Annotated in this window: 13 protein-coding genes; 4 read left to right on the plus strand and 9 right to left on the minus strand. The window is 55.0% G+C overall.

Annotated elements, in window-relative coordinates; genetic code table 11:
• Positions 1-3: 3 nt before the first annotated feature.
• Complete coding sequence (gene tssH / locus LT85_RS17565; RefSeq protein WP_038491349.1) at positions 4-2,703, plus strand: type VI secretion system ATPase TssH; 2,700 nt, start codon at positions 4-6, stop codon at positions 2,701-2,703.
• Between the two features lie 14 nt (positions 2,704-2,717).
• Positions 2,718-3,086 carry a hypothetical protein gene (locus LT85_RS17570; protein ID WP_038491352.1) on the plus strand — a complete coding sequence of 123 codons (369 nt, stop codon included), beginning with the start codon at positions 2,718-2,720 and terminating at the stop codon, positions 3,084-3,086.
• 651 nt (positions 3,087-3,737) lie between these two features.
• Here the strand turns inward: LT85_RS17570 and LT85_RS17575 are convergent.
• The 5 genes from LT85_RS17575 to LT85_RS17595 form a co-directional block, all read right to left on the minus strand.
• Entirely contained in the window at positions 3,738-4,589 is an 852-nt protein-coding gene (locus LT85_RS17575) for a leucine-rich repeat domain-containing protein (protein WP_038491354.1), read from the minus strand.
• 7 nt (positions 4,590-4,596) lie between these two features.
• Positions 4,597-9,159 carry an RHS repeat-associated core domain-containing protein gene (locus tag LT85_RS17580; protein ID WP_081992487.1) on the minus strand — a complete coding sequence of 1,521 codons (4,563 nt, stop codon included), beginning with the start codon at positions 9,157-9,159 and terminating at the stop codon, positions 4,597-4,599.
• A gap of 13 nt (positions 9,160-9,172) precedes the next feature.
• Positions 9,173-10,822, minus strand: a complete 1,650-nt coding sequence (locus tag LT85_RS17585) for a hypothetical protein (RefSeq protein WP_038491358.1) — start codon at positions 10,820-10,822, stop codon at positions 9,173-9,175.
• A gap of 23 nt (positions 10,823-10,845) precedes the next feature.
• Positions 10,846-13,089, minus strand: a complete 2,244-nt coding sequence (locus LT85_RS17590; RefSeq protein WP_052135287.1) for a type VI secretion system Vgr family protein — start codon at positions 13,087-13,089, stop codon at positions 10,846-10,848.
• Between the two features lie 312 nt (positions 13,090-13,401).
• On the minus strand, positions 13,402-14,109 hold the full coding sequence (locus LT85_RS17595) for a hypothetical protein (protein WP_253273567.1): 708 nt from the start codon (positions 14,107-14,109) through the stop codon (positions 13,402-13,404).
• 380 nt (positions 14,110-14,489) lie between these two features.
• Here LT85_RS17595 and tssA point away from each other — a divergent pair, with 380 nt between their 5' ends.
• Complete coding sequence (gene tssA, locus LT85_RS17600; RefSeq protein WP_052135289.1) at positions 14,490-15,584, plus strand: type VI secretion system protein TssA; 1,095 nt, start codon at positions 14,490-14,492, stop codon at positions 15,582-15,584.
• A gap of 59 nt (positions 15,585-15,643) precedes the next feature.
• On the opposite strand, the gene LT85_RS17605 is transcribed toward tssA, so the two are convergent.
• The 4 genes from LT85_RS17605 to LT85_RS17620 form a co-directional block, all read right to left on the minus strand.
• Positions 15,644-16,426 (minus strand): OmpA family protein, encoded by a 783-nt coding sequence (locus LT85_RS17605; protein WP_038491367.1) that lies wholly within the window; start codon positions 16,424-16,426, stop codon positions 15,644-15,646.
• Positions 16,427-16,429: 3 nt separating this feature from the next.
• Complete coding sequence (tagF, locus tag LT85_RS17610; RefSeq protein WP_038491370.1) at positions 16,430-17,416, minus strand: type VI secretion system-associated protein TagF; 987 nt, start codon at positions 17,414-17,416, stop codon at positions 16,430-16,432.
• Positions 17,413-21,366 (minus strand): type VI secretion system membrane subunit TssM, encoded by a 3,954-nt coding sequence (gene tssM / locus LT85_RS17615; protein ID WP_038491373.1) that lies wholly within the window; start codon positions 21,364-21,366, stop codon positions 17,413-17,415. Before tssM ends, tagF begins: the two co-directional genes overlap by 4 nt.
• A 323-nt stretch (positions 21,367-21,689) precedes the next feature.
• Positions 21,690-22,526, minus strand: coding sequence for a M15 family metallopeptidase (locus LT85_RS17620; protein ID WP_038496669.1), 837 nt, complete (start codon positions 22,524-22,526; stop codon positions 21,690-21,692).
• Between the two features lie 243 nt (positions 22,527-22,769).
• Between LT85_RS17620 and LT85_RS17625 the strand changes: the two genes are divergently transcribed.
• Positions 22,770-23,594 carry a hypothetical protein gene (locus LT85_RS17625; protein WP_156117571.1) on the plus strand — a complete coding sequence of 275 codons (825 nt, stop codon included), beginning with the start codon at positions 22,770-22,772 and terminating at the stop codon, positions 23,592-23,594.
• Positions 23,595-23,731 lie beyond the last annotated feature (137 nt).

Consider the following 23,731-nt stretch of genomic DNA (forward strand, 5'->3'; position numbering starts at 1 on the left):
TCAATGAGCATTAATCTCAAAACCTTAATCAGCAAACTGAACGACACCTCGCGCCTGGCAGCGGAACGGGCAGCAAACATCTGCGTCGGCCGCGGCCAGTATGAAGTGGATATCGAGCATTTGTTCCTGGCCTTGCTGGAACAGCCGAAGAGCGATTTTGCGGTGATTGCGCATAAATGCGGCATCAGCCTCGCCGCACTCGAAAGCGATCTGCAGCATGAAATCGAACGCTTCAAAAGCGGCAACGCCCGCACCCCGGTATTCTCCCCTCACCTGCCCAAGTTGTTCGAGCATGCCTGGCTGATCGCCTCGCTCGACAACCAGTCCGGCCGCATCCGCAGCGGCCATTTGCTGCTGGCATTGCTGACCGAACCGGATCTGGTGCAACTGGCCTATCGCGGTTCCAAGCTATTCATCAAGTTCAAGCTGGATGACCTTAAGCATGACCTAGCGAAGTTGACCGAGGGCTCACAAGAAAGCACTATCGATAGTAACAGCGCTTCCACTGAAGACGACGGCGGCGACCCGGTGCAGGAGCTGACCACCAAAGGCGAAGCGTCGAAAACCCCATCGCTGGACAAGTTCACCACCAACCTGACCCAGCGCGCGCGCGAAGGCAAGGTCGATCCGGTGATCGGCCGCGATGCCGAAATCCGCCAGACCATCGACATCCTGATGCGGCGCCGGCAAAACAATCCTATCCTGACCGGCGAAGCCGGCGTCGGCAAAACCGCAGTGGTGGAAGGCTTGGCGCTGCGCATCGCGCAAAAAGACGTGCCCGACGTGCTGCAAGGGGTGGAAGTGCATACCCTCGACATGGGCCTGCTGCAAGCCGGCGCCAGCGTCAAGGGCGAGTTTGAAAACCGCCTGAAAAGCGTGATCGACGAAGTCAAGAAGAGCTCGCACGCCATCATCCTGTTCATCGACGAAGCCCACACCATGATCGGCGCTGGCGGCCAGGCCGGCCAGAACGACGCCGCCAACCTGCTGAAACCGGCGCTGGCGCGCGGCGAACTGCGCACCATTGCCGCCACCACCTGGAGCGAGTACAAGAAATACTTCGAGAAAGACGCAGCCCTGGCCCGCCGTTTCCAGGTCGTCAAAGTCGAAGAGCCAAGCGAAGAACTGGCCTGCGCCATGCTGCGCGGCATGGCGCCGCTGATGGAAAAGCACTTCGGCGTGCGCGTCTTCGACGATGCCATTACCGAGGCGGTGCGCCTGTCGCACCGCTACATCAGCGGCCGCCAGTTGCCGGACAAAGCCATCAGCGTACTTGATACCGCCTGCGCCAAGGTCGCACTGGGCCAGAACGCGACGCCGGCCTTGATCGAGAACATCGTCAAGAAGCTGGATCGTCTGGTGGCGGAACTGAACTCGCTCGAACGTGAATCGAACGCCGGCGGCAAACATGCCGAGCGCCTCAAGGAATTGCGTGAGCTGCAAAGCACGCTGAATGCAGAACTGGCGATCCACCGCGAACGCTGGGAAAAAGAAAAAGCGCTGACTGATCGCATCAAGGCGGCCCGCACTGAACTGGAAGCGATCCCCGCGGCCGAACAAACCGCGGCAGACGACAGCACCAAGCCGTCCAAGAAAGCCGCCAAGGACAGCAAGGAAAACCAGGAACTGGCCAAGCTGATCGAAGAACTGAAGCTGCTGCAGGGCGAAACACCAATGGTGCCGGTGCAGGTCGACGGCCTGGTCGTGGCGGAAATCGTCGCCAGCTGGACCGGCATCCCGCTCGGAAAGATGGTCAAGGATGAAATCAAGACCGTGATCAACCTCGGTTCGCTGCTGCACGAGCGCGTGCTCGGTCAGCCGCATGCGATCGAAGCGGTGGCGCAGCGCGTGCGTACTTCGCGCGCCAACCTGGACGATCCGAACAAACCCAAGGGCGTGTTCCTGTTCGTCGGCCCGTCCGGCGTCGGCAAGACCGAAACCGCGCTGGCGCTGGCCGACGTGCTGTACGGCGGCGAACGCAAGCTGGTCACCATCAACATGAGCGAATACCAGGAAGCACACAGCGTCTCCGGCCTGAAAGGCTCGCCGCCGGGTTATGTCGGCTACGGCGAAGGCGGCGTCCTGACCGAAGCGGTGCGCCGCAATCCGTACAGCGTGGTGCTGCTCGACGAGGTAGAGAAAGCCCATCCTGACGTGCTCGAACTGTTCTTCCAGGTCTTCGACAAAGGCGTTCTGGACGACGCCGAAGGCCGCGAAATCGACTTCAAGAACACCATCATCATCCTCACCAGCAATGTCGCCTCCAGCCTGATCATGCAAAGCTGCCTCAACAAGGCCGCGGCGGAACTGCCGAGCACCGACGACCTCGAACAGGCAATCCGGCCGCAGCTGGTGAAAGCCTTCAAGCCGGCCTTCCTCGGCCGCCTGAAAGTGATCCCCTACTACCCGATCTCCGACGACGTACTGGTGGAGATCATCAACCTCAAGCTGGGACGCATCCAGAAACGCATCGCCATCAACCACAAGGCCGAATTCAGCTACGACGAGCCGCTGGTCGAAGCGGTGCTGGCGCGCTGCACCGAAGTCGATTCCGGCGCCCGCAACGTCGACAACATCCTCAACGGTACGCTGTTGCCAGAAATTGCCGAAACCGTGCTGGCCAAGATGGCCGAAGGCGGCAGCATCGCCAAGATCAAGGTCACTGCCAACAAGCAGGGGCAATTCAAGTACGCGATTAAATAAAACCAGGAGAAATCATGGATGCAGCAACCAAACAGAAAATTCTGAAACAGTGCTATTCGAAACGCTTCGACGAGAAATACAGTCGCAAGCACCAGTACCAGGATAAGGCGACGGATGTGCGAAATTTCGTCAAGCTGACGCCGGCGGATATTGTTGATTTACTGGATACGCCCACTGCCGCTGCTCGCTCACAGGCGCGCGGCTTGCTGCAGCTGATGCAGGGACGGCCTTGGCTACCTTCGGCAGCGCCGCATGAAGGCGGAACTGGGGATCAGCGTGGGGTGGATACTAATCTGCATATCACGCTGAAGGTGGGGGATAAGAGTTATCACTTGCGGTGTAAGGAACTGCCTGTTTTGCATGTAATCCAGATCACAGGGTAACCGCCTGGATATTTGCCAATCTTTATCTATGAATTGGCCAATCGGTAAGTCACTTACTCTGGCTTGAGTCAGCCCCGTTACGAAGCCATTTGGTTTTTCTATTCGGGAGCGGCTATTCAGCTCTGATAGCAAAACACCGAGCTTGTCCAGTAATGGCGCAAGCAGAAATCTGTCGGGCGATTCAAGCGCAAACCTGGACTGCGATCTACCGAGCTATTTTACCAATAAGGCCAGCGTTGTTTTGACCATCGCTGACAAGACATGGCAGCCTTTTGGTGGCACACCTGTGCTCGGGGTGACAGAGCATAGCTTCTCGTACAACATGATCCTACCGTTAATCGCCCGAGGCGATTAACGGTTCATGGTTCCCGGATAATTCCTGAATATCAAGCACCACCAAATAATTAATTTCTCATGTACCTGATGATTGGTGCGACCAAGTGCATGTTCGTCGTCACCTGCCCACAAAAAATTAAGTGTGCCCGAATTCACGTCATTAGTCTGGTCAGCAACATATTGTCAAAAAAAATAACCATATAATAAAGCTCGCGCTTTACTGCGGACGCAGAAATTACCTGAGCTCGTGAAATATTTTTTTAACAAGCTGAGCGTTAATGCAGTCTCGTGGAATTATTTTCTGAACCATTAATATTAATGGTTTAGCAGGTTGTTAATTTCTGATTTTGTGTGGCTATAATGTTTTTTATCTGGGTAAAAATCCACCATCTTTAACGATTTAACCTTTAAAACGGGATTTAGATCTCCATCTTTTAAATTCCAAAACTTAAGAAAATTGAGCTTCTTCATCCCAGCAATAAACGAAATCGAGTCCAAATCAGACAGGAACAGTCTCTCGATAGAGTTATTGGATGATAAAAATGAAAAATCATTTAGAAGTTTACATTTCTCTATATATAAATTTTCTAAGTTCTTTAATTTACCTATTGAAGATATATCTTCCAGTTTGGAACAATGGTCGATTTTCACATCTATCAACTTCGACAACATCTCGATACCGGACAAGGTTTTTACAGTCCCGCCACTTAGCCGCAGCTCTCGTAAAGAAGTCAACCCCTCAAGAAGAAAGCAATCATTATTACTCAAAGAAGTTATTAGAAGATGCTTTAAATTTTTTAAGGAAGAAAATCCGGTTGGCACATCGTTATATTTAAAATAAAGAACTTCAAGCTGTGGCAATTTTGAAAAATCTATTTTAATTTTCTTGTCTTGATAAGATAACTTACTTAGATTTTCCAATGTATATATTTCATCAATTTGTATTTTTGAAATTTTAAAATTGTCCGATATTGATAGCGACTGAATAACTTTATTGTTCGCGAGCGGTGTTAAATCCAGATCATAACTACCCCCACTTTGTTCATTTAACTCATGCACTCTAATTGCGGTACATTTTTTTTTCGCTGCGTAGGACAATCCTTGTTCAATAAAACGAGGGTCAACTTCTAATTCTTGTATATCTTCATTAAAATTAAATTTTTTCATATTTTTCCTAACACCGACCAGGTTTAGCTTGAGTAGAATTTTTATATTCCCTATCTAATTTATTGGCGAGCCTATCCACCTTTCTTTTTGTTTTCAAATCTGCTGCCATGTATTTCTTCCTTCCAGGCGAATTCATAGATGGGCTATTTGCAAAATTTGGGGAAAGTCGGGCATTATATTTTTCCATCATTTTATACTCCACCATAAAACCCAATTTACTAGAGCCACCGTAAGACCTAAAATCTATGTGTGCCGATTTGGTTGCGTTAGCCACCCCACCTATTCTCGCCCTCATTGAACTTTTCATTCTATCTATCGGACCCTTACCAATATAAGATGTTGTTCCATCCGTAAAGATATAAGTCCCTGTCAGCCCCCATGGATCAATCCAAGAAAGCGGATTGGGTCCATAGGAATAGAGGTTTTCCCCTCCATGCAATCCAATAGGGTCCTGCCCGACAAACTGGCCAATATTTGGATCATAGTAGCGATACCGATTGTAATGCAGCTCTGTTTCATCGTCTTTGTACTGTCCCTGAAAACAGATCGGATTATCCACGGCAAGCGTTTGCTGTGACTGTCTCCCCCCCCATGTCGTGTAGCTGGCCGACCAGACCACTTGTCCACTGCTATCAGTCAGTCTGATCGGACAACCATTAGGATCGTTGTGATAGTGGAAGACACCGTAGCTTGTCTGATCCTCCGTCGATTCTGCATTGCTGACGGTGATCTCTAATGGGGTACCTGCCGCTGTTGTTGGCTCAACAGCCGTTTGTGTAAAGGCAGTGGACGCTCGGCCTGTATTGCCACCCAGTTGCATCCCAACACCCAATCCTGCAAGATTGGCTTGGCGATTGCCCTCCACTGCCATGAACGCGACTTCACCCTGCTGACCGAGTCGGACACTGCCCAATCCTCCCATCCCACCCAATCCACCGATACCACCAACAGCGGTTCCCGTTAAATCTGATAAAACGTGGGGTAGCGGCGTTGTTACAGGAACAGATGTTATCGGCGCGCGCACAGGCGGTTTGGATAGCTTGGTCTGCCGATCAATCAGGGCCAGCGGCACAAACGTACCCGGATAATAGACAAATTCCCTCACCCGGTTGTGAAGTGTCTTTAGTGCAGAAAGCCGTTTACGCGCCGCCATTAAATCAGCTACATTGCCGGCCGACCAGATATCAGCGCTCTGAACATCGTTGCAGTGCCGCACTTCGCCCAGCAGGGCATCGTCATCCCAAAAGAACCAGGTGGTATGAGTCGGGTTGCGTTTGAATACCCGACGCCCGAGCGGATCGTAGCCATAACGGGTCACCTGACCCGCCTTGATACTTTCGATCAGACGTTGGTTGGCGTCCCAACGCAATTGCATGGCGGGATCTGTAACTGCAGTAGAAACAGGTGAATCTGTCGACGATGTTGGGCCACCACCTCTTCGGACCAGGTTGCCAGCGCGGTCGAATACGTAATGTGTACCTTCGTGGCTCCCTTCCCGGGTCCACAGGACTTCGGCTTGGCTTTCTCCGCCGGCTGCCTGCTTAATTTCCAATCGGCGGATCTGCGTGCGCAACCGGTCGCCAGCAGGATCATTGAAGAAGTCAGTCACCGTTCTGACCGGATCTGTGTGGCGCAGAAGATTGCCCAGAGGATCATAGTGGTACAGGTCGCTGCCATGCTCGCTATCGCTGCTCCGGGTCCGGTTACCGGCGCGGTCATATCCGTAACTGGTGGCGAACAATGGCACCTGGTCGCGCAGGACGGTCTGGGCGGTCAGTTGGTCGTTCGCGTCATAACGCAGTTGACGCTGGATGCTACTGCTCAAATGTTCTTTGATGGCGCGCCCCAGCGCATCACGTTCGATCAGAATGGGTGGCTCATCGTTGACGGCGATGGTCGCCACCTGATCACGCAGATCGTAGGTGGCAACGACCTTGTTCCCGGTACAGGTTTGCCGCGATAACCAGTTGCCGGCCTCGTCGTAGAGGTATTTAATCTGAAATCCATCCTGTACTTCTTCGCTGAGACGGCCGTCTGCGTCGAACTTTCGCAGAATGTGCCGATACGGATTGCGCATCTCGACGAGCGCGCCGTTTCTATCGTAGCTGAAGGTTTCGTGGATTTGCTGCGCTGGATGGTCGCTGTCAGGCAGAGTTTTTTTGATGACGCGGCCCAAGCGGTCGGTTGCGTAGGTAATGACCCGACCCAACGGATCGGTAGTACTCAGCAAGCTGCCGTCGGCATTGTAACAATAGTGGCGCGACTGCTCCCAGTAATCAATTTCTTCGATAATGCGACCCAGCGCATCACGTCTGAGCTGGTAGCTTTCGTTGCTCTGGTTGATCAGTCCGATCAGTTGCTCTTCGGTGTCATAGAGATACTGCATGATGTGGCCATCGGCCTGCACGCGTCCGCTGAGCTGACCGGTACCCATATACTCCAGCTTCGTTCGAGCACCGTTCTGGTCTGTATAGCTAACTAACTGATCTTCTGCATCGTAGTCGCAATGGACGCTAGTGCCGTCGACCTGGCGCGTCTGTAACAATCTCCCTTTGGCATCATAGCGATATTCGATGATGTCACCGGCTGGATCGGTGTGCCGCATCAAGCAACCCAGTGCATCACTCTCAAAATAGCTGCGATGGCCGAGTGCATCGGTCAGATGCAATAGGTTGCCGTAGCGATCAAAAGCAAGCGCTGTGACAGCGCCGCGCGGGTTGACATGGGTTACAAGTTGGCCATGGACGTCGTAGGTAAAATTCGAGCACGCACCCATGGGGGTGCTTTGCTCCAGCAGTAAGCCGTGCTCATCCCAGCTGTACCGCCAGTGCTGACCGAGCGGGTTGACTACCTCAGTAATGCGATTAGCATCGTCAAATGCCATCACAATTGCGCTGTCGTCGGGCTGCAGTAATTTCAACAAATTGCCGCGCTCATCATATTCAAATTCAGTGCGCGCTCCGACCGGATCGACTACTGCCGTAGTACGCCCCACCTCATCGTATTCGAAGATTGTGACTCCGCCCAAGGGATCGATTTCACAGAGGGGCAAGTTGTTCTCATCGAACTTGATCAAGAAGATGTGTCCGAGAGAATCAGTGACTTCAGTCTCGCGCAGTAGTGTGTTGTAGGCAAACCGATAGTCGTGCAATCCGTGATCGCCCCAGGCATGCAGCACGCGCCATTCACTATCATAAGCATAGTAAAAAGACAGGCCCAGGCGGTCGGTATGGCGCACCATGTAATGGTGATCGTAGTCGAAGGTACGCGCGGCATCGAGCGCGTCAAGCGCGGCGACCAGATCTTTGTTTTGATATTTGTAACTCACCAACGGGTGGGTCAGGCCGGTAGCAGGGTCGTGCAAGCCGAGGCCATGGATCTTTCCATCATGTTCATGCACCTCGATGAAACGTCCCTGCAAGGCGTCTATACCGCTTTCGACGATCCGGGTCAAGTGCCCGCCGACGCGATCAAAGCGCCAGTAATTGCCACACAGGTCTTCGATCCGTTCTATCTGCAGGTGCACGGCTTGATGCAACGGTGTGATGTTGGCGGCCGGTTTGTCGAAGACGTAGCGCAGGTCGTCCTTGGTCACTACTTGTAGTAAATCGGTACCAGCATCTTGCGTCCATATCAGGCGTGCGCCATCGACAAATTCGGTCACCGCGTGTTCAGCGCCGATCGCTGCAGGCAGATGCGGAAAAACAGCCGCACCGTTGGCTTCGAAGAAAAGAACTGTGCCGTCAACATCGATTTCCAGTCGAAAGTCGGCGGGGGTCTGCCAGCCGTAGCCACATATGCCATCGTAGCTATTGCCCGATGCATAGTCGCGACTCCATCTTAGCTGCAAACGACCCGGTATCAAAAAATCTTCATGAGAGACGGCGACGCTACCGTCACGAATATCGACTGGTTCGGCGCGCAGCACTTTGCACTTCAAGAAACCCGACTCCATGTTCTCGAACAGCTTCTTGTACTTCTTTTTGAGTGATGCGGCGGCGCGCTTGAAAGCTTTCGTCTCACGCAGGGCCTTTAACCCTTTACCCAAGCCTTTAACCAGACCAGCCAGCGCCAGCTGGGCTGCAATTCCCTCCAATGCCTCGATAATGCTAGGCGGGCCACCGATGAAAACTGTGTCGGGTATCGCCAGATTAACTGCAGTCGGCAGGGTCATCGACATATGCGGTTCTTCCGGCTTCTTGATTCGGAACGGAGGCACCATGCCAACCACGCTGCAATCGAGTACCGGCATGCCCAGGCGAGAAAACGGGGAGCCGTCGGCCATCACCGTCTTGCTGCCCATGAAGATCTGGTCGTCAAACTGCGGCCCTTCTGGGGCGCGCATGGGCGGCGTCCACATTCCCAGAGGAATATGCACCGACAATCCTCCGGTGCCTGCCGTGGCGCGCTTGACGCCGGCCACCTGCACCGTGGCGCCGATGAAAGGGAGATAGTCGAAAGGATCTAGTACGATGGATATGTGCGCGGTTGGCAACGGGCCGGGCGGCACCGAATACATGTGGATGTCAATACCGATCTGCGGATCGAAGTGTTTGGCTGCGTTGGTCATGGGCGCTTCCCTCTCAGGCCGTCGCGGCGGCGTTCAACGGTTCTGTAATGTTTGCGCTTGTATTCACTGCGGTCTCACCATCAATCACACCGGACGAATCAGGCAGTTTGGTAAATTGCGGCGGCTCGCTCCATTCCGGAACATCCTTGTCCAACGGATGCTTGACCTCAGGCAGCCCGTTCCAGAGCGGATTGAGCAGCTCGCGCGCCAGCGCCACCACTTTGCGGAAAAATTCGTCACCGCCAGCAATCAGGTGTTCGCGCTCCTGCCTCTGGCGCTGAAAGCTGCTTTCGAAGCTCGCATGCATGGCGTTTTCGATTTTTTCCAGGTCGCTGGCTTGTGGCCGTTCGCCAAGTTTGGCGGCTTGCTGTTCTGCTTGCAGATGCGCGGCGGCGACAGCCGCTTGATAGTCTGCTGCGCTGCGCTCCAGTTTTGCGGTGCGCGCAGGATCTTGCACACGCAATAAACCCTGGAGAACCAGCGGCATGGTAGTCAGCGGACGTTCGGCTGGACTGATGACCTTGGCGGCGCGCAGCGCCAGCGCGCCGTGTTCGCGCGCCTGTTGCTGCTGGCCGTTTTGCGCATAGCAGTAGCCAGCCATGCGAAAGCCTTCAATTTCAAACATGGGATTCGGTACGCGCTGCGCTTGCTCCGCCGCACTACGATAGGCTTGAGCCGCACGCTCAGGTTCTTTGGCTACCAGCCATACACCGGCTTCGCCGAACCAGGTTTGCATGATCAGGTCGGCGCCCATCGGATGCTTGCTTTGCTCGGCCTGGGTTGCACATGCGCGCGCATCACGATAGCGCTTGATGGCGTCGGCAAAGTTTTTTTCCTTGAGAAAAGCACCGGCGACAGCCATGTGCAACACCACTTGCTGGTCCGGCCACTGCTCGCGCTGGGCGATCTGCATGGCTTTTTCGGCGCGTGCGGAGGTTTGCGTGGCGCTGCCTTTTTCTACCAGCGTGATGACGTCGGTCAGGAGCTGGCGGTAAGCCACGGTCGGTCCGGTGCCGCCCGATTGCGCTACTGTTTCGCGGGCGATATCGAACATATCAATGGGTGCCTCGACCACGCGCACGCGGTCGCCATGACGCTGTGCCAAAGCTTGCCAACGCTGGTCGGACATGGTGTCAACCAGAGTCAGGCGAACGCTGGCGTCGTCCGACGCCAGTGCGGAACTACGCAACGCAGCATCCAGCCATGCCTCCCAAGCCGACTGGCTGCTGACAGGATGCGGCGCCAGCACCGCTGCCACGTAACGCAAATGCGCCAGCTGAGCCTTATGATATTGCGCGAACGAAGCCAGCATGGCCATCGTGCCCGAAGCTGAATCGTGCTGTACGACCTGCGCCACCGACCAGTCGGCCGTCACGCCTTGCTCGCGCAGACTGTCCTTGCTGTCGATATAATTTTCGGCCAGAGACTGGCGCAACGCGCGGCTGTAGCCAAAGCCAGTGTCGAATGCCACATCAAAGCGCAGGAACAAATCCGGCGTGGTCCAGTCTCCGGGATGCTGCTGCATCTCGAAGAAGGCTTGCAGCATGCGGTCGGCGTTGGCCGGGATGCGCCACACCAGGATCCGTACGCGTGGATCCTGTGTGTTTTCCAGCCATAGATCGCGCAGGGTGTCGACTCTTTTTTCAACGGGATTCTTAGCCATGCTGGCGCCCTCTCGGTGATGCTTCAGCTATTCAGATTTATCTTGCTGCCATTGATCGCGACTCCGCCGCCATTGATCTTGATGACCGATCCACCGGCGGTGATAGTGATTTCGCCGGCGTCGATGCTGATGACGGCGCTACCGACGCCCAATTCGATCTTGCTGGCAGAAGTCATGGTCTGGTTGGCGCCGGAATAAACAGAATGCGTACCAGACACCTCGTGCTGCATGTCGCCGGTTACCGATAGCAGACGGTGGCCGGTATTGTTGTCTTCTACCGGACCGGTTACGGTACGCTTGTCGGTGCCGGTTACGCTCACCTCGCGGCCGGCATACATGGTGTCGGTGACGGCGCCGGTCACGGTGTGTGTGAGCGTGCCGGTAATATCGCGTTTCCAGTTGCCATTGGTATTGCCGCTGTAATTGCCAAGCAAGGTGCTGCCGTAATCGCCGGTGATGTTTTCGTTATAGCCCGCCGCGGTAATCGTCCGCTTCTGGCCGGCATGATAGGTTTGCGTCACGGCTCCAGTCACCGTTGCGGTATCGGTGCCGGTGACGGTGCGGGTATCGGTACCGGTCACCGTCGCTCCGCGATTACCCCCTACCGAGATATCCTGGTTGGCGCCGACGTCCAGGCTGTGGTTGACAGTGACCTTGGTCGCCTTGTTGTTCTTGACGGTACTGTTGTGGTCGTTTAGCACCGTTACCGCCATATCGCGCTGAGCGTGCATGTTTAGCAGTTCGCCGCCGGCCGAGTCGTGCATGGTGACTTCGTTGAAACCGCCGCCGCGCACTGTTTTCGAACGCATGCCGCTGACCTCCTGGCCAAACGGCGGCATGTTGTCGGCGTTGTAGACGCGGCCGGTAATGATAGGCCGGTCCGGATTGCCGTCGAGGAAATCGACCACCACTTCCTGGCCGATACGCGGCGCCGACACGCCACCCATGCCGCTGCCCGCCCACGGGCTGGCGACCCGCACCCAGCAAGAACTCTGGTCATTGAACTGCCCTTGCCGATCCCAATGGAACTGCAGTTTCACGCGGCCGTATTTATCGGCCCAAATCTCTTCGCCTTTTGGCCCCACCACGGTCGCCGTCTGCGGTCCCGGCATGCGCGGTCTGGCTGTGTCGCGCAAGGGCCTGAATGGAATCTTGCGGCGCAAGGCGGTGACGCCGGCGCGGTAGACGCAATCCTGGACGTCGCTAAAATCGTTGGAAAAATTATTTCGTGCATCGTGCGTGACCTGCAAGGCGATGAAGCGATGCTCGGCGATGTCGCTGCTCTCGTGCTCGAAATGGCCTTGCAGATCGAAGTAACGGCCGGCGACCAGTTCGCGATTGGTGCCTGCACCTTCGAACAGCTTGGTCTGCCAGCCGGCTTCTTCGGCGCGCACCGCGGTCAATTGCTCGCCGATGGCGCTGTTGCCGTATCTGGCGGAGCCGTCATAGGCATAGCGCTCAAACTGCGGCAAACTACCGCGAGGCGCATCGGTCTTTTGCTCCGCCGCCAGCGGGTTGCGCGGCTGCTTGAAATCGAAACTCTTGAGGCTGTGCACCGTAGTGCCGATCCTGCGGCGCGGCTGCCAGTCATCGAGGACGTCGCTGGCCTTCAATTCCTGGTTCGGCTGGAAACGTACCGTGGCATTTTCTTCCAGCGGCAGGCACTGGGTGGAATCGTCAGCCAGCACCAGCTTGTGGCCGCTCTCGCTATGCTCGAAGCTATAGTAAATGCCGGCGTCTTCAAGCAGGCGCGAGACGAAGCTAAAATCGGATTCGTTGTATTGCACGCAATAAGACAGCTTCGGGTAACGGCTGGCGATCAGATCGAAGCGATAGTCGGCTAGCTGGTTGTACTTCTGGAACACTCTCTGCGCGATGTCTAGCACCGACAGATCCTGGAACACGCGGCAATTGCTGGCGTAATCAAGAAAGGAAAACCAAGGCGCCAACTGCGCCTGGTAAACAGCCATGCCGCCATCGCTACCGGTGCGCGCGAACTCTTTCACAAAGCCATGGAAATGTCTTTCGCCGGAGCGTGTTTGCATGGTCAGCAACACTGGCTGGCCGACCAGTTGCTTGAGTTCCAGCTGGTCGTAGGGAGACAACAATTCCAGCGTCAGGTCGAAAGGTTTGGATAACGCTTCGCTGCCATGTAGCCGGTGCACCAGCAGCAGGTCGGCGTCCAGTGGCGTCTTGATCCGGACCAGGCGCCGGTCTTGATTGAAACGGCCCACCCGGGCCAGCAATGCAGAGGCGTTTGGATACATGGACATTCTCCGTTTCGCAAGGGGAATGGCTCCGCCCGAGACAGCGATTCGAGCCATGGTCCCAAATGAGTTTGGCGCGAACCTCCGGCGCCTGGACACTTCATTGAACGACTGAGCGGCAATTATTGCCGGAATGAAATTATATCGATATTTTGGGGAGATGCGACATTTCGCCACAATAAATTACATTGCAGCAATAAGGAGAAAGCAAAGCGAAGAAAAATGAAGCGGCTGCCAGTAGTCGAAGACTGGCAGCCAGATGATGCATGCACAATATGTTAGATGACGATGTCCGACATCGCCATGCTGGTATTACTGCAACGCGCCAAATGGCTTTGCGTCGCCACCAGCCTCGGCGGGAGCCGGAGTTGCGGCCTTGGCAGCGCGTACCGCCTTTCTCCTTATTGGATGAGAAACTTTGGGTTTTGCTTCAGCGACCGCAGCCGGGTCGACCACGGTTTCACCCAGGCTTTCACGCAGCAGTTTTGTCTGGCTTTGTGCATCTGTCATCACGGTGCCATTCAGATCGCTCTGCGCGCTCAGGTCGTTCAACGCCTTGATCGACAACCGGAGACTGCTCAACGCGACAATACCCCGCGCATATTTGTCAGCCGGATCGCGCTGCAGCACCTCGGAGGCATAAGCCAGCGCATCGCCATAGCTGCCGGCGTCGTATTTGATCTGGGTCATACGCAGCCAGGGCGTTTTTTCGGTTGGACGGGCTTGCGCCACGTCCTTGAGTACTTTGATTTCCTGGTCGGCCACAGCGTTCTTTTGTGTCGTATCGGCAACAACTGGGGCAGCAGCAGGCGCGGCTGACGCCACCAGCGGCAGCGTCAGGCAGGTCATCGCAACACTGCAAATCAATCTGGTTTTCCAACGATTCATAGCTTTACTCACTTTCCTAAAAATATTAAAACCGGGGCAACATGACACAATTGTTTCAAATACAACAATCATGAATTGATTATCAAATCTGGCGGCTACTAACTGCTTGCTCGGCATGACCAGGTATTTCATCCGCCAATAAAAACCTGGTTACGGGCTCAGGTACCCTCGGATACCAACAGACAATCACTCATCGTGTACGTAGAACACATGTTACTACGGAAACATATCCTTTTACTTTTTGACACCCTGCGCCGAGTCCAATCTACCGAAAAACCACAGTGACCGACATCGGGTAGTTATCTATCATTTTGTAACCAGGGTAAGCACTGGGGTATGATTACCCCAAGGAAATTCCTGCATTTCTCTTATGTTTCATGTAAGGTATTGGCAAGATTTTATTTACTGTTGCGATATGTTCCATATCGGCGGCGACAGTGGCGTTCTTAGGGAACGCCCCGCATTGCGGCCGCCATTTTTAGCTTGAAATATTTTTTGTGGGTTTGTCTTTTATGTTTTCTATCGATCAACTACTCAATCCAATCAGCGAGTCATCGCCTTGCGGTGGCGACCTGTCTTTTTCCAGCGACTTCGATGCCATTGCGCATGCGCGCCGCTTCGATGATCCTTCGCTGGATCAGGGTGAATGGATCACCGACCTGAAAGAAGCCGACTGGGGTTTTGTCGTCGACAACTGTGCGCGCCTGATTGAAACACAAAGCAAGGATCTCCGTCTGGCCGTATGGCTGACCGAAGCCAATGTCAAAGTCCGGCGTTTCCGCGGACTGGCGGATGGCTATCTGGTGCTGGCGGGTTTGAGCGACCGTTATTGGGACATGTTGCATCCGGTGCCGGACGATGGCGACCAGGAACTGCGGATCGGCAATGTCGGCTGGCTGTTGTCGCGCTCGGTGCAATTGGTGCGTGAAATACCGCTCACCGAAGGTCGCGGCACTGCATTCTCTACCGTCGACTTCGAGTCTGCTCGCATTCGTGCTGCGAATGAAGAACGCGGTAATAGCGATGGCGGCAACAACGATGGCGTCAAGCTGGCGGATATTGAATCCGCACGGCGCAAATCGTCCCCGGCTTTCTACGAAACCCTGCTGAAGGACGCTACCTCATGCCAGCAAGCACTGCTGCAACTCGAAAAATCGATTGATTTTCGGGTCGGCCAGGACGGACCGGCTTTTTCTGCAGTCAAGGAAGCGCTTGAAAGTGTGATTTCGACGATTACCCGTTTCGCCCAGGAAGCCGGGATCAATACCCGCCCTGCGCCACAAACAACAACCAGCGCCGACAACGGACAAGCCGCACCCAAAATGCAACAGGAGGTGAAGAAGGTGGAACAGCACGAACCGCAAGCAACGTTGAATGGCCCAATACAGAATCGCACCCAAGCTTTGATGCAGCTGCGCCATGTGGCGGATTTCTTCCGCCGCACCGAACCGCATAGCCCGGTTGCTTACCTGGCGGACAAGGCCGCCAGCTGGGGTGACTTGCCCTTGCATAGCTGGCTGCAGACGGTCATCAAAGACCCTGCATCGCTAGCCCACGTCGAAGAATTGCTGGGTTTGCAGCAGAACCAGTCGCAAGACCAAAACTGATTCTCTGATTGCAGCCGCTACGCCGACTGCGATCACCACTGCCATTCCAGCTATTACATTTACTGTGATACCCGGAACTCGATACGACGATTGCGCGAGCGCCCGTCGGCCGTATCGTTGGTCATGATCGGCCGGTCCGGCCCTTGGCCTGAGGTGACGATCAGGTCGCCATTGATGCCCTTCTGCGTCAGATAATCCTTGACCGCATCGGCGCGTGCCTTGCTCAGCGAGATATTGCGTGCCCGCAGTCCCTGGTTGTCGGTATGGCCGATCACTTCCACTTTCTTGTCTTTCAGCTTCGACAGCGCCGCCGACATTTCATCAAGAATGCTCATGCCCGATGGCGTCAAGGTGGCTTGCCCGCTTTCGAATTCAATGGTGCGGTTAGCCAGCGTCTGGTCTAGCAGACCTTGCTCAGATGCCGACACCCGCAGACCATTCTTGACCGTGTAGGTTGGGTTTAGATTGCCCGCAATCTCGCTGGCGATTTGCTGCCGCTGCGCTTCATTGCTGACCTCGCCGTTGATGCTGACGGTATTGCCATCGATTTTCAGTTGGCCGCGGCTGACTTGCTTCAAGCTTGGATTAATCAGTTTTTGCACATAACCGTTCCAGTTGGCCGGCGCTACCACCGCCCCCACCGAGATCTGGTCGACTACCCGATCCGCACCATACAGTTCCTGCAATTTGCTCAGCGCGCTCTGCTTGCTGGCTTCGTCCGGCACCGTGCCGCTGACCAGGATCTGGCCAGGTTTGGGGGTCGCGACAGGGGGCGCCACATTTTGTGCCAGCGCCAGGTTTGACAGCAATAACGATGTCAGGGCAATGCTCAGATAACGCATGCGTCAGGCTCCAATAAATGCTTCACGAAACGAATCATGAGCCGATTTTAACGATAAGGTGGGTTGCGCCAGATAGCTGGCGATTTTTGTGATGCTGTAGTCGGCCCTGACCTGCTCTTCGACCCAATTGGCATCCTCGAACGAAATATGGTGCTCCAGTGCGACCTGTGGATCCATGATCGCTTGCAGGGTGCGCGGCGAAGCGCCGCTGAAGCCGATCACCATCGCCGGCCGGTCGTTGATCTTGGTGACGAAGGTCGCCAGTTCAAAATTACCACGCAACAGGAATGGCGTGATCAGGTGCAGCCAGTAAGACGCCACCAGGTTACGGTACAGAGGATCTTCCGGCAACGGCATCACCAGGCTCTTTTCCAGCCGCGAGGAGGCGCTTTCCATCACAGGCTGCAACAAGATGCCTAGCGCAAGTATCAGATGGCGCAAGGAACCCTTGAAACCGGTACTGCGCAGCATGGCCTCCAATCCACCGACGGTCTGGATTTCCATGAAATCGGTGAAAGCAGCATGATAAGCGCCACTGCCGAGTTGCAAGGGGATAGCGGTGGCCGTCAGGTTTTGCAAGGAAATGGCTGGATCAGTCGCCGCGATCACATCGGAAGCCTGGGTTTCGAGCCTGTTCCACAGGCGCGAGAAGGCCATCGGACTCTTCGCCGTAAAATCCTGCGGCTCATCGATTTCCATGGTGCTGACTGCAAGGAAAGGAAAGCGCCGGTTGGCCTGGTCGTTACTTGCGATCAGATGCCCGGCGATGGCGCGCCTGCTGCGCGGACCGACGAACGCGAAGTGCAGCGGACTGACTGCATCGTAGGCGATCTTCCAGCGCGGCTCGGCGGACAGCAGATCCATGGCTTGCGCCAGCCACTCATCAAGGATCGACACCAGTGGCACATTATCCGTGGCCTTGATGAAATCGCCGCGGCTAGGAATTTTCCCGAAATAACCGATATTTGCCAACTTTTCTCCAACGCTCATTGTACTGTTCCCCCTGCAGTTGCTACGCCTACCGCAGCGGCTGCAGTTGCCCCTGTTGTTCCGGTTGGAGCAGCGGCTGGCGGATTGGATACCGGACTCGCCGCTGTGCCTACGATGGTTTCAGGTAATTTCATGCCACGGAAGCCCTGCCCTTGCTGTGCGCTGCCATCAGGCGTCTTGGCGCTGACTTGCGGGCTGCTGATGATTTTCAGATTAATCGGCACGGTGATATTTTCGTTGGTCCAGCTGAGTTCGAAGTTGCCGTCTTTACGCTTACGCACCGCCGTGTTGATCAGGCGCTCCAGGCCGAAGCGGCCGGGTTGGTTGGCGATTTCAACAGTACGGCCGTCAAAAGTAACCGCGGTAATACGAGCACCAGCGACACCTTGCGGATTAGGCCAGACAAAGTTGGTCCATTGCGCTTGCGTATTGCGGTAACGCAGTTGCTGGCCATCGATCTCAATGGTGTATTCGGTGGTGCCGGCAGCCGGCAGCGCCTGGATCTGGAACACCGTTTGCGCATCTGCGGCGCCGCCGCCGGCGCCGGCCGCGGCTGCACTGCTGGCTCCCAGTGGTGCAACCCAGCGCGAGAAGCTCGACACCATGGTCGGCGACAAGGTGATGCCCATGTCAGCCCAGGTCTTGGCCGCCAATGTATCGCCGCGGCGCACTACCAATGGCCCCATCGAGGCATTGACGAACTTGGCGATGCTGCCGTCAGGACCAAAAGTCTGGCCGATCTCGGCGCTGGTCGCCTCGATCTTCGAGTTGGCGGCAAACGGATATTTCTCCGCCAGGGTTTTCTCGAACGGTGCATACACCTGCGCCGCCCAGGTCCGGTTCATCTCTGCTTCGGTCGGCTTAATGGTGACGGCAAAAGCCTGGATCAGCGGCCGCACCAGGATTGGACGGATAGCTTGCTTTTGCGAGTCGCTCATGCCAACCAGCATTTGCTCATCGACATATTTGAGCGCATCGGCCAACTCCGAACCGTTGCCGTTCAAGGTCTGCTGCATCAGCTGATTAGCGCCAGGGCCGGTATCGCCCTGATTCTTGATCTGGTTGAAACGGGTGCGCAATTTCGACAGGGTTTCCATGTAGCCGCGCATCAGCGTGGCATTGTTGTCCTTGGCGCTCACCATGCGAGCGACGCCGGAAAATTCCTTGCCGACCGGCCCCATTGGCGGGGCTGTGCCATCCGCACTGACGTTGGCATTGACGTTGACATTCACGTTCACCCCGGACGGCGCCTGACGCAAGATGGTTTGCTTGAACCAGGCGACCACACCGCTTTGTGCACGGCCCAGGCTGGTATTCAACAGCGACGGGTTGTCCCAAGAGGTCTGCTCATACACGGCATTGACAAATTTGTTGATCGGCGACGTGGATGGATCGCCAAAACGGTTCATCGCCTTGACCGCGTTATCAAATCCGCCAAGATCGGCAATGTTCGCGCCCTGCATGAACTTCTGCCATTCCTTGGCGTATTCGGTCTTGTATTGGGTGACCAGCGCTTTCTGGATCTGCTCCGGGCTGCCTTCCAATGTCAGGTCATCGCTGGAAGCCGTCTTGAGCACCCAGTCGGCGCTTTGCAGTTCTTTGTTAGCTGCTTCCTTGAAGGCGCCCTGGACGAATTTCTCCCACGCCTCACGTGTGAAGGTGCCGGAAATAGCGTAGCTGCCGACGATCAATTCCTTATCCTGATCGCCAACAATACTGGCCACCGTGATCGACGGGAAGCGGGTCGAAGCGCGCGCCTTGATGTCCGCATACACGCGATCACGAGCTGCCATACCGCGCACTACGCGGCGCAGATTATCGCGCGACTGGTCAACCAGGGTCAGTTTGCTTTCGATAGTCGGCCACGACGGATCATTGATTTGCGACAGATAGAAAGTCATCAGGCGCTCGGCGCTGCGGATCATCTGTTCGCGCGTCATGTTGCCGCGATTGCTTTCCAGCCAGCCGCGCCAGAAACGGGTCAGCTGATCATTCAGATGACTCGATTCGGCGCGCTGCCGGTCGCTCAGCATCAGATAGGTTTTCAGGGCGTTGTAGCCATCCTGGACATTCGTCGGCGAGGAATCCTTATATTGCTGGGCAACGCCACTGCTGCCATTGCCAGCCGGGGCTGTAGCATTGCCGCTAGCACTAGCAGCAGGAGCGGCAGCGCCGCCCGCTGGCTGCCCGGGAGCTGCGGCTGCCGCCCCTGCTGCCGGCAGTGAGGTACTGGTCAACTGCACCGGATGCGACATCGGCTCCAACTGCGCTGCATGGGCGTTCATCTCCGACAGGAAGGATTCGATATTGGCTGTGACCGGCTTGAGCATGATCTCCTTGACGCCGGCGAAATATTCTTCGCGCAGCTTCTGTTCCAGCAAATCGCCCTGATACAAGCCGAAGCTCAGCGACAGCGGACGAGTGTTGTCATATTTTTGCAACTGCTCGATACGGTCTTGCAGGATTTCCATCGCTTCAAAGCGCGATTGCAGGTCAATCCGCTTTTCCTGCAGCTTAATCGCTTTGTCCAGGTCAGCCTGGACGTTGGCGGTCAATTGACGGTTGCCGATATACGACCAGCTCCAGCCAGCCAGGGCAAGGCCGACGAATGCGGTCGCGGCAAAAAACATGGTGTAGCGCAAACGCGTCTTGTGGCGGCTTGCATATTGCGAGACCAGATCCTTGTCGGCAAAAATGACTTTGCGGAACAGGTTGAGCAGAAAGAAGCCATGCTTGGAATGCACTTCCGGACGCTCAAGCGCTTGCAATTTCAGATCGAAACGTTCGGCAATCCGCTCCGAAGAGCTGCTGATGCCGCTGCCTTCCTGCAAAGCGCTGGTGAAATAGAAACCGCGGAAGACCGGCTTGAACTGAAACGGGTTTTCTTCAAACAGGGTCGCGATAAACGCGCGCAAAGAACTCTTCACAGCTGCAAATTCGAGCGGGAAAGTGAGCACGCCTGGCGGCAAGCGGTCGCCTCGATTCAAGGCCATATTAACCAGGCTGATTTCCTTCAGGCCTTCAAACAACTCATCAAAGCGATCATCGAAATACGACAGCACGTCCTGACTGCTGGTCTTCCGGCTGTACGGCAACGTTGCGCCCCATACCCGGTCTTTTTCGCCGCGATCCATATCGACGAAAAATTCGGTAAAGCCGGTGATCAGATCGGCCTTGGTAAACATGACGTAGACCGGTGCAAAAACTTCCAGCTTCTCTGTCAGTTCCTGTACGCGCTGGCGCAGGTTTTTGGCGAGGTTGATGCCGAACTCAGGACGGTTACCCGCAAGCTCGGCCACGCTGACGGCAATGATGATGCCGTTGATTGGCGCGCGGCTGCGATGCTTTTTCAACAGACCGAGGAAACTGAACCACTCGGCGCGATCTTCCTCATGCACCGAATAGCGTCCTGCCGTATCCAGCAGGATGCCGTCGGTTGTAAAGAACCAGTCGCAATTACGCGTACCGCCTATGCCCTGCACAATATTGCTGTTCTTGTCGGCCAGCGGAAATTGCAGACCGGAGTTGGCGACTGCCGTACTTTTACCAGCGGCGGGATTACCGATGATCATGTACCACGGCAGCTCGTATAAGGCAGTAGCGCCGGATTTTTCGCCGAGCTTGGAATTCTTGATGGTGGAAATTGCTTCCAGCATCCGCTTGCGGATGGTTTCAGTCTCGTCGCGACCAACGGTGCTGGGCTTGTCGCTGGCTTTCTCGGCCTGATTTTCCAGCATGTCGCTCAGGTTTTTCGACGCTGTTTTGGTGCGCTGCTTGCGATACAGCCAGATCAGCCCCCAAATCAGCAGGACTGCTGCCAGGAGTGCAATGACCCAGATGCCGTCGATTTGCAAGGCATCCGCAGCAAGAAAGAGAAAACAGGCGAGAGCCACAAAGCCGACGATTGCCAGAGTGCGGGTATTCGTCAAAAATTGCCAAATTCGTTGCATAAGTATCAGTAATTAAGTAATTGATTCTTTTGAAAGTGATGCAAAGCCGCAAACGCCATCGAGAGCCATGACGATAGCCGTATTCGGAGTCAAATCACCACTGTCGTTGCTTTTATGCAACACCATTATTGATCTAACTGTCGTCAGCCGAACCCTATGCGTTTCTACATCGGCCTAAACGGTGAATCTGGATTGCGCTGCATAAATGGCCGTCGCTTGTTGCACGACTATGCCACCGCATGAAATGCTATCTTCCGATACGATCAATCGCCGTACCATGCCATATCTCTTTTATCGCTTCACGCCATTCAAAAAGAGCCGCTTTATTTTTTCATTACACCCGGCTTGCGAAACTCTACGTGACCCAGATCCATCATTTTCCAACGTCCGCCCCAGGTCAGGCCAACCGATTCAGCCACTTCGCCATACAGCTGATATCCGCGCATGGCCCATGGGTCTTTCTCGGTAATCACCAACTTGCCGTTACGCATGAACGCCGAATCTGCCGCCAAGCCGTACTGGTGATAACTCTGGAACGCCTTGGCATTGGTGACGCTGCCCCCCATCTGAGCCAACGCGTTTTGCCGCTCTGGACTACGATAACCTTCGATAATGACCATGTCGTAACCATGCTGTTCTTTCATGATCTTGAAAGTCAGCAGCAAACGCTGGGTAAAATCCGCGTCCAACTGCTGCCAGTTACGACTGGCGGTATCCAGCATCGGCCGTACCAACGCTACTTCCTGGGTAGTAAACACCTCCGGCGGTAACGGCGGCGGCGGTACTAACTGCTCACCTTCCAGCAACGCAGCAATCTGCTGATTCACTACTTGCCCAGAATCATCATAGCTACCGAGCATGCCTTTTCCACTCAACATCCACGCAACTAACGGCGGAATCAACACCACCGCCATTCCTGCGAGCAACATCAAATGATGTTTTTTAACAAACTGCCACGTCGAGAGTCTCGACGCTTGCAGGTTTTGTGTAACGGATTTTGTTGTCCGGGACCGACGTTCTTTCCAACTCTGGACTTGCACGCCAATTTGCTGCCGCCTCTTGAGCAATGCAGAAAACACAATCTCACGGGCGGCTGGAAACAGCAGCAATCCCGAGATGCCGCAAGCAAGCAGAAAATAAAGAGCAACGGCTAAGACCAACGCAAACACCTTTCGTGAATATTACCAAAAAAAAATTATACTTTTTTGGTAATATATTGCCAGTTGACATATTTAGTTGTCAGAGAGTATACCTTATCAAATTGGGCGTCACGTCGGTCTGTGTTTAATACCTGACATATGGAGAATTGTGTCTTGCAACCATCAGAAGAAACTGCGCGTGGCTCCGTAAAACCGAATTTGTTATCGGGATCGACGCCGACAGAAAATACAAGCGGGAGCATCTTGAATGCCTTGGAGGGCAAAGAGTCTCCGACGAAAGCCATTGCGCAAAAGAAATCTGGCGCATTGCGCGGTGCAATTGCAGTGGTCTTGCTTGCTGCGATTGGCGCAGGGGGATTTTTTGCTTGGAATCAACGCAGTAACCAGGATGCTACGGCAGCCAGCTTGCCGGCAACGCCGACGCCAGCGGCCAAAGAATCAGCATCCGCCACTCCTGCACTCGCGGCCAACACCCCTCAACCCGAGAAAGCCGAATCACAAGCAGCTGTAATCGAAAACGACCCCAGCGCACATCCGGACAAACCCGATGCAAGCACCGATGAAACGCCGGTCGATGCTCGCGCCAAACTGACGGAAAGCTTGGAAGCAGGCGTGCCCGTAACCGCCACCTCGCTTAAAAAAGCGCTGGAAGAACCGAAGCCTGCGAAACCTGTAGTAAAGGGCGTGAATGCGCCGCTGGTGAATCGCAGTACTTCTGAAAAAAAACTCGCGGCTGCACAGAAACCGGTAAAAGCCGGAAGCGCGCCGGCTGACAGCGACGTGAATATCCTGACCGCGCTGGTATCGCATGGCGACAGCGTGACAGAGCCGCCAAAAACCAAAGAGACGGCGAAGTCCCGGCAGCAAGCGAAAAGGAAAGCAGCCGAACCAGTGCTCGCGCAAAATACCGCTGACGCGCCGGACATTGTCGAACGCAAAAGCGGCGACAGCACCGCCGGCTTGCTACAACGTTGCAAACAGCTTGGCATCATCGAAGGCGAACTGTGCCGCTGGCGGATTTGTTCCGGACGCTGGGATACCGATACTGCTTGCAAGATAAACAGATAAGCTACTGCAAGCGGGATCAAATAGAAAGGACACCTTCTGGTGTCCTTTCTATTTTCAATCCGGTTTATCCGTGATGGGTGAAGTCCAAGCAGCCTGGGTATCCGCTTTGCGACTGACATACGGTACACAGGCACTTC

Source organism: Collimonas arenae (assembly GCF_000786695.1).
GTDB lineage: Bacteria > Pseudomonadota > Gammaproteobacteria > Burkholderiales > Burkholderiaceae_D > Collimonas > Collimonas arenae_A.